Raw genomic sequence first — 12,044 nt, forward strand, 5'->3', positions numbered from 1 at the left:
CGTGGTAGCGGGCGCATGGGCAGGCTCATGCTCCGGACGCTGCCGCGGGGCCGTGGTCGTCGAGCACGGTGTTCCTGCCGCGCTTCGCCTTGCCGGAGGCGGCCCGCTTCGTTCCGCCGCCGTCCTTCGTGGCCGGGATGTCGGGGATCTCGCCGGCGCCCGGATCGCGGCCCGGGGCTCCGCCGACGGTGATGGCGATCCCATCGAGGAGTGATTCGGTCAGACGCTCCCCTCCTGAGTCGACGGCTTCGTGACAGCCGTCTTCGATCAGCCGCTCCAGCAGGCCGACGACGCCGTTGGTCCGCTCGAAGAGGTACTCGGGCATGCGATCTCGCGTGAGCATGCCGGGCGGTGCCCTGAACAGCCTGAGCTGGTCCTCGATGCCGGTCAGGTGATCGATCCAGGCGGTGATCTGGGCGGGTGTGTCGTAGCGGAAGCGGTCGAGTTCGACCAGGTCGAAGCGTCGTTCGGTCTGGGTCGGCTCCAGCCCGTGGACCTTCGCGTGCCGGGAGGGAGCGAAGATCACCTGCCCGGTGCGGGGATCGTGGCGGCCTTCTCTCAGCAGGCCGGAGCCCGGGATGTCGACGCCGACGAGGACGAGGGTGACGTGCATGCTCATGAACGCCCGGATGAGGTCGGGCAGGTCCATGCGCGGATGGAGCGGGGCGCCGTAGAAGTTGAGGATGGCTTTGCACGTGCTCTTCGGCTTCGCGGTCACCGGCGTTTGGACGTAGGCGACCGGAGCGTGCAGATCGCGGGCTCCGGGAACGGCGTCGGGATTGAGATGCCGGTGCAGGTCCAGCCAGGCGTCCTCGAAGGTCGCCAGGATCTCGCAGGTGGTCTCGGTCTTTCCCTGGTAGCCCCCGCCCGTGATCATCACACCGGCGCGGGTGGTCGGCTTGGCCTTGAGCGCGTTGGTCATGACCCGGCCGTGCAGCAGCTTGGTCACCGCCTTGGTCATCGGCGTTTGCAGCAGCGGGAGATTGGCGTGGGTGGCCGCGCGGTGCAGATCGTGCAGCGTCTTCTTCCTCGGGCTCAGCTGACGCCACTCGGCCAGGCTCAGCCTGGGAGCGGGCGTGAAGGCGTGGCGGGTGGTCCGCCAGGCTTCCCAGCCCTCGACGGTGTCGCGCATCGGCGGCGAGCCCGGCAGGACGAACGGAACCGGGCCGCTGTCTTCCCCGTCGGTCATGTCGGCTCCGGGCCGGGTTCGTCGGCCGGGGCCTCGTCCTCGTCGGGCAGCAGGAACAGGCTGCGCGCCCGCAGGGCCTCGCCCAGCAGGGGCGGCGGTGTCGGCGGCGTGGAGACGGCGTCCCGGCGACGCCGCCGGTCGGCGGTGACGGCGCGACGGGTGGCAGTGGCCAACTCGGCCGGCTCGGCCGGTGGAGGAAGCACGCTCAGCGGGGCAGCCGGCCGGTCGGCCGCGGCAGCGCGGGCCCGGGTCAGCTCGCGGGCCCGCTCGGCCTTCTGCTTGGCGGTCATCTGCGTCGGCCACTCGGCCACCGGGGTCCGTGCGGTGAGCAACTCCAGCAGCACCGGCAGCAGTTCCCTGTCATCGCGCGGCGCAAGGCCGGACCGGGCCGCTTCGCGGAGGAGTTCGCGGACCCGCGCGTCGGAGAAGACCGGGACGTCCTCTCCGCGCGGCAGCCCGTTCCAGTCCAGAGCGTGCCAGCGTCCAGGGTGCTGGGGGTCTTCGAAGTAGACTCACGGCAGTCCCGAGGGTCGCGGTTGATGGCCCACTTGCCCGCGTGCCGTCCGCTGCGGGCAGAGCGCTGGCCGCGGTAGGGGTCCAAGACGGCCGCGTCGCCGCCGTACCACAGTCCGCCGATCTTCACTCCGCGTCTCCGGTCGATCTTCACGTAGTGCGTGGGCAGCAGTTCGTAATACTGGTCGGGCTCGGGGATCTCCAGGCTGATCCCGTCACGGGCCGCCGCAGCGGCGAACAGCGTGTTCGGGCTGTGCCGCCCACCGGGGTCCCAGGCCGGCGCGTACTGGTCCAGCCTGCGGTTTTGCCACACCGAGACGATCCAGGTCGCCAGCAGGTGCTCCATCTCCGCGAGCGTCCAGACCGCGTCGCCTTCCGGATCGGCTCCCCGGTCGGCGACATCAACCCCCCGGTAGCCGAGCAGCATTTCCAGCAGCAGCGACTGGATCCCCGCGAAGGCCCGTTCGCAAGCAGCCTTGTCGGTCGGGCGCATTAAGCGCGCCGGCAGCAGCTCGCTCCCCCAGCGTGCGGGCGACAGAGACGACGTGGTGGTTCTTGTAGACGCTGCCGTGGTCGGTGGTCACTGTCTCCGGGGCGAAGAACGGCAGCCCGGCCACCCGGTGCCCGGCGAACTCCGCGACCAGCGCGGCCGGGACACCCGGGTAGGGCCACTCCATCTCCTCGCCCCAGTCCGGGCGCATCGGCAACGGCCGCAGCACATCCCGCAGCACCATCGCCACCTCCACCGACGAGTCCGACACCGGCGTGAGGCGAAAGGCCACCAAGGAATGCGAGAAAGCGTCCAGAGCCAGGGTGAGGTGCACGGAGATCGGGACGCCGAAGACATCGTCGAGGACCTTCACCGGCAGCGGCGTGGTGTCCAGCGCGACCACCTGGCCCGGCCGGCTGATCACCACTATCGCCGTCCCCGTCTCCACCGCCGCGGCGGAACGGACATAGCGCTGCCGGGCACCCCCGGTGCCGAACCACTCCTTCCACACCTTCGCCAGCGTGGTGTAGTGCGGGACCTTCACCTCCGGGCCGAACCTCTCACGCACGTACTGGTGGACCAGCCGCTCCTTGGTCCTCATGCTCACCTTCGAGCGATGCAGACACTCCGCGTGAACCGCCGGGATCGCCTCGGCGACCTCCTCGGTGATCGCCCGCCGACCGCGCAGCGGCGGCGTCCACCGCCCATCCGCCAGACCCATCAGCCCGTGCTCGGCGTACTTGGCGGCCATGCGCTCCAATGTGCGCTCGCTGATCCACTCCAGCCCCAGCTGCTTGGCCTCCCGGTGGTCCATCCCCTTCAGCTCGGCCACCTTCGCCCGGCGCCGCTCGGTCAGCGTGGTGCGCTCCGGGTCATACTCGGGCCTGGGCTCACCGGGCCGGGCCCAATACCGGCTCCCACTGCGGTAGCCCGTCTCCACCTCCAGCAGATGCGCCATCCGGATCCGGGCCCTGGTCAGATCGTGATCCTTCAGATCGTCGCGCTGCGACCGCTGGCGTCCGTCGTCCATCACCGCCTCCCCACCGGGTAGATCCACGCGGCATCGCTCAACGGCTGGGCCAGATCCATCGCCAATCGGCGATGCCAGAGCAGGTGAACGGCATGCGCGCGGGCCACCGCCGGCAACGACGTCGTCTGCGAAGTCCAAGGCCAGCAGCACACGACGCTCCGCCAGGCTTTCGAAACCATGCATCCGGCCCGTCGCCAGCATCGGCCGCAGCCCAGGGCGATGCCGCTGCTGCGTCCCCCAAGTGAACCTGCGGACTGGAACCGACGCCAAAGCCGGGAAACCCGCCAAGTCCTGAACGGGGCAGACCACATCGGCCCCGACCGTCTTCCACGCCGTGGTCCACCGACGAGCCCACCCCGCCCTGCTCTCCAACCGTTCCGCCATCGCCGCATCGAGGGTGTACGGCGCGACAAGATCCTCCAACGTGCAGCAGTGCGACCACACCGGCCGGGACCCGGCGTCCGGCGTACGGACGGACATCTCCATGCCCCCACCACACCCAACCCGCACGGCCTCCCGGACCACTTTCCCGAAAGACACCGCAGGTGAGAAGGACAACCACTACTCTGCCCGCCACCTCAAACGCTCAGCCCCGCCACCTCAAACGCTCAGCCCCGCCAACTCAAGCACTCACCCGCCAGCTGAAGCACTCAGTCTCAAACGCGGCCGTCGGCCGCCCTCGGCGCCATTGCATAAAAGTGCTGCGCTACGTATAGTCATGCTATTCCACGGAGGAGGCGATGGCAGTGCGGGCTGCGGTGGCGGGCGCCAGCGGTTATGCGGGGGGAGAGGTGCTCCGGCTGTTGCTGGGGCACCCGGAGATGGAGATCGGCGCGGTGACCGCCCACGCCAACGCGGGGCACCGCCTCGGCGAACTCCAGCCTCATCTGGTGCCGTTGGCCGACCGCGTGCTCGGCCCGACCTCGGTCGAGACCCTCGCCGGCCACGACGTGGTCTTCCTCGCGCTGCCCCACGGCCAGTCGGCCGCCGTCGCCGAGCAGCTCGGCGACGAGGTGCTGGTCGTGGACTGCGGCGCCGACTTCCGGCTGCGGGACGCCGACGCCTGGGAGCAGTTCTACGGCACCCCGCACGCCGGCACCTGGCCCTACGGCCTGCCCGAACTCCCCGGCGCGCGCGAGGCGTTGCGCACCACCCGGCGGATCGCCGTGCCCGGCTGCTACCCGACCGCCGTCAGCCTGGCGCTCTTCCCCGCCTACGCGGCCGGCCTGGTCGAGCCCGAGGCCGTGATCGTCGCCGCCTCCGGCACGTCCGGCGCCGGCAAGTCGCTCAAGCCACACCTCCTCGGCAGCGAGGTGATGGGCTCGATGAGCCCCTACGGCGTCGGCGGCGGCCACCGCCACACCCCCGAGATCGCGCAGAACCTCTCGGCCCTGGCCGACGAGCCCGTCACCGTCTCGTTCACCCCCACCCTCGCGCCCATGCCGCGCGGCATCCTCGCCACCTGTTCCGCCCGCGTCCGCCCCGGCGTCACCGCCGAGACGGCGCGCGAGACCTACGCCAAAGCGCTGGCCGGCGAGCCGTTCGTCCGGCTGCTGCCCGAGGGCCGCTGGCCGGCGACCGCCGCCGTCGTCGGCTCGAACGCCGCGCTGCTCCAGGTCGCGCTCGACGAGGCGGCCGGCCGGCTGATCGTCGTCAGCGCCATCGACAACCTCACCAAGGGCACCGCCGGCGGCGCCATCCAGGCCATGAACCTCGCCCTGGGCCTGCCCGAGGAGACCGGGCTGCCGTTCACCGGGCTCGCGCCGTGAGCGTCACCGCGCCGGCCGGCTTCACCGCCGCCGGGGTCGCGGCCGGCGTCGCGGCCGGGCACAAGCCCGCCGGCGCCCCCGACCTGGCCCTGGTGGTCAACGAGGGCCCCAGCCTGGCCGCCGCCGGCGTCGTCACCACCAACCGGGTCAAGGGCGCGCCCGTGCTGTGGACCGAGCAGGTCCTGCGCGCCGGCGCGGTCTCCGCCGTGCTGCTCGACTCCGGCTGCGCCAACGCCTGCACCGGCCCGCTCGGCTTCCAGGACACCCACGCCGCCGTCGAACGCGCCGCCCGCGCGCTGGACCGCAACGCCGCCCAGATCGCCGTCGCCGCCACCGGCCCGATGGGCGTGCGCCCCGCGCTGGACCGGCTGCTGCCCGGCATCGATCTGGCCGCCGGGCAGCTGAGCGAGTTCGGCGGGGAACGGGCCGCCCGCGCCATCATGACCACCGACACCCAGCCCAAGACCGCGGCCGCGCGCGGCGGAAACGGCGACGGAAACGGCGGCGGGAGCGGGAGTGGCACCGCCGCCGGCTGGACCGTCGGCGGGATGGCCAAGGGCGGCGCGATGCTCGCGCCCTCGCTCGCCACGCTGCTGGTCGTCCTCACCACCGACGCCGAGGTGCCCGCGCCCGCGCTGGACCGCGCGCTGCGCGCCGCGACCCGCGCCACCTTCGAACGGATCGACGCCGACGGCGTCGCCTCGCCCAACGACACGGTGCTGCTGCTCGCCTCCGGCGCCTCCCAGGTCACCCCGGACGCCGACGAGTTCGCCGAGGCCGTCCACGCGGTCTGCGCCGACCTGGCGCGGCAGCTGGTCAAGGACGCCGACGGCGCCACCAAGGAGATCAGGGTCGAGGTCACCGGCGCCGCCGGCGAGGAGGCGGCCCTGACCGCCGCGCGCGCCGTCGCCGGCGACGCCCTGGTCAAGGCCGCCCTGCGCGCCGAGGACCCGGCCTGGCCCCGGGTGGTCGCGGCCGTCGGCGCGAGCGGCGTCGCGGTCGAGCCGCACCGGCTGGCGGTCGCCGTCAACGGCGTCCAGGTCTGCCGGGGTGCCGCCCCCGCCGACGACCCCGCCGCCGTCGACCTGCGCTTCCGCGAGGTGACCCTCGCCGTCGACCTGGGCGCGGGCGACTGTTCCGCGACCGTGTGGACCACGGACGCGACGGCCGCCGCGCCCCGCCCCACGCACCACCCAGCGCCGCTCCCGACATCCCATCCGCATCCCCGAGCCGAAAGCGTGTGATGACGGTCAACGCAGCCAACGCCCCCGACGCGGCCAGCACCGCCAACCCGGCCCACGCCACGGGCACCGCCAACCCGGCCCACGCCACGGGCACCGCCCCCGCCGACCCCGGCGCCGGGCCCACCCGCCGACACACCGCCCTGCCCAAGGCCCGCATCCTCATCGAGGCCCTGCCCTGGCTCACCCGCCACCACGGCAGGACCGTCGTCATCAAGTTCGGCGGCAACGCCATGGTCGACGAGGAGCTGAAGGCCGCCTTCGCCCAGGACGTCGTCTTCCTGCGGCACGCCGGGCTGCGCCCCGTCGTGGTGCACGGCGGCGGCCCGCAGATCAACCGGCAGCTCGAACGCCTCGGCCTCGCCTCGGAGTTCCGCGCCGGCCTGCGGGTGACCACCCCCGAGACCATGGACGTGGTCCGGATGGTGCTCGCCGGCCAGGTGCAGCGCGAGCTGGTCGGCCTGCTCAACCGGCACGGCCCGCTGGCCGTCGGCATGACCGGCGAGGACGCCCATATCCTCACCGCCACCAAGCGGTTCGCCGAGGTGGACGGCGAGCCCGTCGACCTCGGCCGGGTCGGCGAGATCACCGCCATCGAGACCGGCGCGGTCCAGGCGCTGCTCGACAACGGGCGCATCCCGGTGATCTCCTCCATCGCCCGCAGCGCCGACGACGACCACGTCTACAACATCAACGCCGACACCGCCGCCGCCGCGCTCGCCGCCGCGCTGGGCGCCGAGACGCTGATGGTGCTCACCGACGTCGAGGGCCTCTACGCCGACTGGCCGGCCAGCGACGAGGTCATCAGCCGGCTGACGGTCAGCGAACTGGAGAAGCTGCTCCCGGAGTTGGCGAGCGGCATGGTGCCCAAGATGGAGGGCTGCCTGACCGCCGTCCGCAACGGGGTGCGCACCGCCCGCGTCATCGACGGCCGCGTCCAGCACTCGATCCTGCTGGAGATCTTCACCGACGAGGGCATCGGCACGATGGTCGTACCCGACGACGCCCCGGCCGCCGGTGCCGACGAGCCGGCCGTCACCCCCGCCAACCACCCCACCGAGGGAGAGTCCGCATGAGCAACGAGTCGCTGAACGCCCGGTGGCAGGCGGCGCTGATGGACAACTACGGCCAGCCCCGGCTCCCCCTGGTGCGTGGGGAGGGCGCCCGGTTCTGGGACGCCGACGGCCGCGAGTACCTCGACTTCGTCGGCGGCATCGCCGTCAACTCCCTGGGCACCGGACACCCGGCGCTGGTCGAGGCGGTATCCCGGCAGGTCGCCGCCCTGGGCCATGTCTCCAACCTCTTCGTCGCCGAACCGCCCGTGGCCCTCGCCGAGCGGCTCCTGGCGCTGGCCGGCCGGCCGGGCCGGGTCTTCTTCTCCAACTCCGGCGCCGAGGCCAGCGAGTCCGCGTTCAAGCTCGGCCGGCTCACCGGCCGCCCCCACATGGTCGCCACCGAGGGTGGCTTCCACGGCCGCACCATGGGCGCCCTGGCCCTCACCGGCCAGCCGGGCAAGCAGGACGGCTTCGCGCCGCTGCCCGGCGACGTGACCCACGTTCCCTACGGCAACGTCGAGGCGCTGCGGGCCGCCGTCACCACCGACACCGCGCTGGTGATGATCGAGCCGATCCAGGGCGAGAACGGCGTCGTCGTCCCGCCCGAGGGCTATCTCGCCGCCGCCCGCGAGATCACCCGCGCCACCGGAACGCTGCTCGCCCTGGACGAGGTGCAGACCGGGATCGGCCGCACCGGGCACTGGTTCGCCGGGCAGGCCCAGGGCGTGGAGGCCGACATCGTCACCCTGGCCAAGGGCCTCGCCGGCGGGCTGCCGATCGGCGCGACCCTGGCCTTCGGCCCGGCGGCCGAGCTGTTCACCCCGGGCCGGCACGGCTCGACGTTCGGCGGCAACCCGGTCTCCTGCGCCGCCGCGCTCGCCGTCCTCGACACCATCGAGTCCGACAACATCCTCCAGCGGGTCAAGGAGACCGGCGAGCGACTGCGGGACGGCGTCGACCAGTTGGGGCACCCGCTGGTCGAGGGGGTCAGGGGCGCCGGGCTGCTGCTGGGTATCGTGCTCACCGAACCCGTCGCCGCACGGGTGCAGCGCCTCGCCCAGGATGCCGGCCTGCTGGTGAACGCCGTCGCGCCGAACGTGCTGCGGCTGGCCCCGCCGCTGATCATCGGGAACGCGGAGGTCGACACCCTGCTGGCCGCGCTGCCCGGGCTCCTGGACGCCGCCGGCGCCGGCGAGGGGCACGGATGACAACCGGAGAGGGAGCATGACGGACGAGGCGCAGCCCAGGGGAGGGGCGGGCAACGGGCCCGCCGTTCCCCAGACCCGCACGGCCCGGCACCGCAGGATCGTGGAGATCCTCAACCGGGGTCCGGTGCGCTCCCAGAGCCAACTGGCCAAGCTGCTGGCCGACGACGGGCTGAGCGTCACCCAGGCGACGCTCAGCCGGGACCTCGACGAACTCGGCGCGGTGAAGATCCGCAACGCCAACGGCGAGTTGATCTACGCCGTGCCCAGCGAGGGCGGCTTCCGGACCCCGAGGGCGCCGCTGGGGGAGTCCGCCAAGGAGGAACGGATGGCCCGCCTCGCCGGCGAGCTGCTGATCTCCGCCGAGGCGTCCGCCAACCTGGTGGTGCTGCGCACCCCGCCGGGCGCTGCGCAGTTCCTGGCCTCGGCGATCGACCAGGCCGAGGTGCACGACATCCTGGGCACCATCGCCGGCGACGACACGCTGCTGCTGATCAGCCGCGACCCCACCGGCGGCCAGTCCCTCGCCAATCACCTGCTGCGGCTGGCCCAACGCGAGTAGCCTGCCGGCGGCTGGCGGAGCCGGCCCCGGCCCGGGGGGCCGGTGCCGGCCGGCGGGGCGGTGGGGCTGCACGGGGTGTTTTCGGTGTCGCCGTGGCGGGCGCTGCGCGCCCCGCCGGCGGGGCCGGCGGGGCCGGGGGCGGCGGCCATCCGTCGGGTGGTGAACGGCTGGCTGCCGGGCGGGACAGCACAACTCGGCCTCCGGGTACGCGGCTTGCCTCTCAGCGGCGGAACCCGGCCGGGGGCCGGGCAGTCCCGGCAGGGCCGGGGGCGATGGTCATCCGCCGGGGGGCGAGCGGCCGACCGCCGGGCGGGACGACCCGGCGGGGCCGGGGGGCGGCGGCTGTCCGCCGGGTGGTGAACGGCTGGCTGTTCGGCGGGGCGACGCGTCGGTGAGGCTACTGGCTTGCGGGGGTGCATCGGGCCGGTCTGACAACTCCGCGCTCGGGTACGTGGCTTGCCCCTCGGCGGCGGAACACGGCCGGGAGGCCGGGCAGTCCCGGCGGGGCCGGGGGGCGGCGGCTGTCCGCCGGAATCGGGGCCCTTCCCGTTTCGGCCGGGATCGGCGAACGGGGGCCGGCCCGTAGCATCGTCGGATGCCCGAGGACGCTTCGCTCCGACGCCCCCCGCCCGTTCCGCCGATGCCGCCCGGGATGGGCATCCGCGCGTTGGATCTGAGCGATGCCGCGACCGCGTCCGAGGTGCACGCGGTGGGGCGGCGCGCCTACGCGGTCGAGGCCGAACTCATCGGCTTCGACGGCATTCCCGCCCTCACCGAATCCCTACGGGAGTTGACGGCCCGGCCCCTGCGTTGGCTGGGCGCGGTCACCGGCGAGGGAACGGTGGCCGCCTTCGTGGCCTGGGAGACCGAAACCGACCGACGCGTCACCCATATCGACCGGGTCTGCGTGGACCCGGCCTGGTTCCGCCGAGGGCTCGCCTCACGTTTGCTGAACCACCTGCTGACCGAGGTGGTCGTCGGACACGAGGTGCGGGTCAGCACCGGAGCGGACAACGAGCCCGCCGTGCGGCTCTACGCGCGGCTCGGCTTCGACCGCACCGCGGACTCCCACCCCGAACCCGGCCTCCGCATGGCCCACTTCGTCCGACCGCACTGACCCGGGCGGGCCGGCCCGGAGCCGGCCCGCCGGCAGGGGCCCATCCCGGCCGCCGTTGCCCCTCCGGCCAGCCGGCGCCGTTCTCGCCGCCCAGGCCGGTGGGCTGGTCGTGTTCGGTCGGCGGGGCGCCTGTCGCCCGGCGGCAAGTCACCTGACGGGCACACGAGTTGTCGCTTCGGCCCGGCGTGCCGGCGTGGCCCTCGCGGGCCGGCCGTCCCGCCGGGGGCCATCCCGCCGCCGGCGACTTCGCCGGGCGGTCCGCTCGCCCGGCGGCGTTCCGCCGCATCGGGCGCCAGGTCACCAGCCCTGCCGGGGGCTCGGCCGCCCACACCGCGCCCGCCCGCCGGCGGCAACCATCCCGCCCCCGCCGCCGGCAGCCGCCCCGCCCCCCGGCGGCGAGCCGCGCAGCGGCTTCGCCGCTCCGCCCCGCCCGCCGCCGGCGGCAGCCGCCCCGCCGCCCGGCGGCGAGCCGCCCGTCCGGGAAGGATCACCTGTCGCGGTGGCACACCATCAGCGCCAGCGCGGCGAGGCGTTCCACCGCCGCCGCGTCCGCCGCGTCGGACGCGTTCAGGTCGGCCAACGCGGCCCGAGCGCCCGCGAGTTGGTCGGCCGCCGCGCGTTCCGCCCAGGCGCGGCCGCCGGCCTCGGTGACCAGTTCGGCGAGGGTGGCCACGGCCACCCCGCCGTCCCCGCCGTCCCCGCCGTCCCCGCCGTCCCCGCCGTCCCCGCCGCCCGCCTCGTCCCCGCCGCCCTCGCGCTCGACGTCGTCGCGCTCGACGTCCTCGTCCACATACAGCTCGGCCAGCCGCCGGGCCGCCGGCGTTCCGGAGTCCAGCGCGGCCACCACGGGCAGCGACTTCTTCCGGCTGGCCAGGTCGGCCCCGGCCGGCTTGCCGGTGACCTCGGGGTCGCCCCAGATGCCCAGCAGGTCGTCCGTCAACTGGAAGGCCATGCCCAGGTGGTGGCCGAAGCGGCGCAGCGCGTCGACGGACCGTTCGTCCCCGCCGCCCCACAGCGCGCCCAGCGCGCAGGCGCAGGCCAGCAGCGCCGCCGTCTTGCGTTCCGCCATCAGCAGGCACTCGTCCAACGAGACCCGGGAACGTTCCTCGAAGTGCAGGTCGGCCTGTTCGCCCTCGATCAGCTGGTTGGTCGCGTCGCTCAGCCAGCGCACGCCGGTGAGCGCGTGCGCCGGCGCGTCCGGTTCGGCGAGCGCCCGGATCGCCTGGTTGAGCAGCGCGTCCCCGGCCAGCAGCGCCGCCGAGGAGCCGAAGACCGCCCAGGCGGTGGCCCGGTGCCTGCGGGTGGTGTCGCCGTCGAGGATGTCGTCGTGGAGCAGCGAGAAGTTGTGGGTCAGCTCCACCGCCACCGCCGGCGTCAGCGCCTCCTCGGCCCGCCCGCCGACGGCCTCGGCGCAGGCGAAGACCAGTGCCGGCCGCAGCGCCTTCCCGGCCGGGGCGGCGTCGGGTCTGCCGGCGCTGTCCGTCCAGCCGAAGTGGTAGGACGCCACCCGCGCCACCGGCGGCGGCAGCCGGCGCACCCACGCCCGCAGCTCCGGATCGAGCAGCGTGCGCGCCTCGCGCAGCGCCCGGCGTGCGGTGGTGCGGTCGTCCTGGGTGTCGGGAACGGTCGTCACGGCGGGCTCCTCGCAGGCGGATGGTCAGGAAAACGGAACGTGTCCCAGCTTGGCCGCCCGCCGCCGCGATCAAAACGGTGCGTGCCCCCGCGCCGGCCCGCCCGCCCGCGCCGCGCGCCCCGGCGCGAACCCGACACACCCGAGCTGACCTGGCGTTCCCTCCCGTCGTTCGCCCCGGTTCCGGAACCGCGATCCGCCGGGCCACGGCCGGCCGGTCTACCCGTGTGGGTTAACGGACCC

General features: G+C 74.1%; 11 protein-coding genes. 6 read left to right on the top strand and 5 right to left on the bottom strand.

The genetic code is table 11. The features are described 5' to 3' along the window. Window positions 1–25: 25 nt before the first annotated feature. From FH609_RS22445 to FH609_RS22460, 4 genes are read right to left on the bottom strand one after another with little or no spacing between them, the layout of a single operon-like run. Window positions 26–1,189 carry a hypothetical protein gene (locus FH609_RS22445; protein ID WP_139670913.1) on the bottom strand — a complete coding sequence of 388 codons (1,164 nt, stop codon included), beginning with the start codon at window positions 1,187–1,189 and terminating at the stop codon, window positions 26–28. Continuing rightward, window positions 1,186–1,479 carry a hypothetical protein gene (locus FH609_RS22450; protein ID WP_193318008.1) on the bottom strand — a complete coding sequence of 98 codons (294 nt, stop codon included), beginning with the start codon at window positions 1,477–1,479 and terminating at the stop codon, window positions 1,186–1,188. Before FH609_RS22450 ends, FH609_RS22445 begins: the two co-directional genes overlap by 4 nt. After that, window positions 1,476–2,195 carry a hypothetical protein gene (locus FH609_RS22455; protein WP_139670917.1) on the bottom strand — a complete coding sequence of 240 codons (720 nt, stop codon included), beginning with the start codon at window positions 2,193–2,195 and terminating at the stop codon, window positions 1,476–1,478. Before FH609_RS22455 ends, FH609_RS22450 begins: the two co-directional genes overlap by 4 nt. Beyond that, entirely contained in the window at window positions 2,104–3,222 is a 1,119-nt protein-coding gene (locus FH609_RS22460) for a hypothetical protein (protein WP_139670919.1), read from the bottom strand. The genes FH609_RS22455 and FH609_RS22460 overlap by 92 nt, the downstream gene beginning before the upstream one ends. Window positions 3,223–3,962: 740 nt before the next feature. Between FH609_RS22460 and argC the strand changes: the two genes are divergently transcribed. The 6 genes from argC to FH609_RS22490 all read left to right on the top strand — a co-directional run bounded on the left by argC (window position 3,963) and on the right by FH609_RS22490 (window position 10,171). Further along, complete coding sequence (gene argC / locus FH609_RS22465) at window positions 3,963–4,991, top strand: N-acetyl-gamma-glutamyl-phosphate reductase (RefSeq protein WP_139670921.1); 1,029 nt, start codon at window positions 3,963–3,965, stop codon at window positions 4,989–4,991. Further along, window positions 4,988–6,235 carry a bifunctional ornithine acetyltransferase/N-acetylglutamate synthase gene (locus FH609_RS22470; RefSeq protein WP_139670923.1) on the top strand — a complete coding sequence of 416 codons (1,248 nt, stop codon included), beginning with the start codon at window positions 4,988–4,990 and terminating at the stop codon, window positions 6,233–6,235. Before argC ends, FH609_RS22470 begins: the two co-directional genes overlap by 4 nt. Next, entirely contained in the window at window positions 6,235–7,308 is a 1,074-nt protein-coding gene (gene argB / locus FH609_RS22475; protein WP_139670925.1) for an acetylglutamate kinase, read from the top strand. Before FH609_RS22470 ends, argB begins: the two co-directional genes overlap by 1 nt. Beyond that, a complete protein-coding gene (locus FH609_RS22480; RefSeq protein WP_139670927.1) occupies window positions 7,305–8,495 on the top strand; it encodes an acetylornithine transaminase in 1,191 nt (396 codons plus the stop codon). The genes argB and FH609_RS22480 overlap by 4 nt, the downstream gene beginning before the upstream one ends. A 16-nt stretch (window positions 8,496–8,511) precedes the next feature. After that, entirely contained in the window at window positions 8,512–9,054 is a 543-nt protein-coding gene (locus FH609_RS22485) for an arginine repressor (protein ID WP_122399057.1), read from the top strand. A 595-nt stretch (window positions 9,055–9,649) separates the two neighbouring features. Further along, window positions 9,650–10,171: a GNAT family N-acetyltransferase gene (locus FH609_RS22490; protein ID WP_226961882.1), complete on the top strand. Its 522-nt coding sequence runs from the start codon at window positions 9,650–9,652 to the stop codon at window positions 10,169–10,171. Window positions 10,172–10,658: 487 nt separating this feature from the next. On the opposite strand, the gene FH609_RS22495 is transcribed toward FH609_RS22490, so the two are convergent. After that, window positions 10,659–11,804, bottom strand: coding sequence for a polyprenyl synthetase family protein (locus FH609_RS22495; protein ID WP_139670929.1), 1,146 nt, complete (start codon window positions 11,802–11,804; stop codon window positions 10,659–10,661). Window positions 11,805–12,044 lie beyond the last annotated feature (240 nt).

It is taken from the genome of Streptomyces sp. 3MP-14 (assembly GCF_006334905.2).
Taxonomy (GTDB): domain Bacteria; phylum Actinomycetota; class Actinomycetes; order Streptomycetales; family Streptomycetaceae; genus Streptomyces; species Streptomyces triticirhizae.

What these genes read in the sequence shown, in the direction of transcription:
- FH609_RS22445 (WP_139670913.1), bottom strand. Translation starts at nt 1,189, where the DNA reads ATGACCGACGGGGAAGACAGCGGCCCGGTTCCGTTCGTCCTGCCGGGC.
- FH609_RS22450 (WP_193318008.1), bottom strand. Translation starts at nt 1,479, where the DNA reads ATGACCGCCAAGCAGAAGGCCGAGCGGGCCCGCGAGCTGACCCGGGCC.
- FH609_RS22455 (WP_139670917.1), bottom strand. Translation starts at nt 2,195, where the DNA reads ATGCGCCCGACCGACAAGGCTGCTTGCGAACGGGCCTTCGCGGGGATC.
- FH609_RS22460 (WP_139670919.1), bottom strand. Translation starts at nt 3,222, where the DNA reads ATGGACGACGGACGCCAGCGGTCGCAGCGCGACGATCTGAAGGATCAC.
- argC (WP_139670921.1), top strand. Translation starts at nt 3,963, where the DNA reads ATGGCAGTGCGGGCTGCGGTGGCGGGCGCCAGCGGTTATGCGGGGGGA.
- argB (WP_139670925.1), top strand. Translation starts at nt 6,235, where the DNA reads ATGACGGTCAACGCAGCCAACGCCCCCGACGCGGCCAGCACCGCCAAC.
- FH609_RS22480 (WP_139670927.1), top strand. Translation starts at nt 7,305, where the DNA reads ATGAGCAACGAGTCGCTGAACGCCCGGTGGCAGGCGGCGCTGATGGAC.
- FH609_RS22485 (WP_122399057.1), top strand. Translation starts at nt 8,512, where the DNA reads ATGACGGACGAGGCGCAGCCCAGGGGAGGGGCGGGCAACGGGCCCGCC.
- FH609_RS22490 (WP_226961882.1), top strand. Translation starts at nt 9,650, where the DNA reads ATGCCCGAGGACGCTTCGCTCCGACGCCCCCCGCCCGTTCCGCCGATG.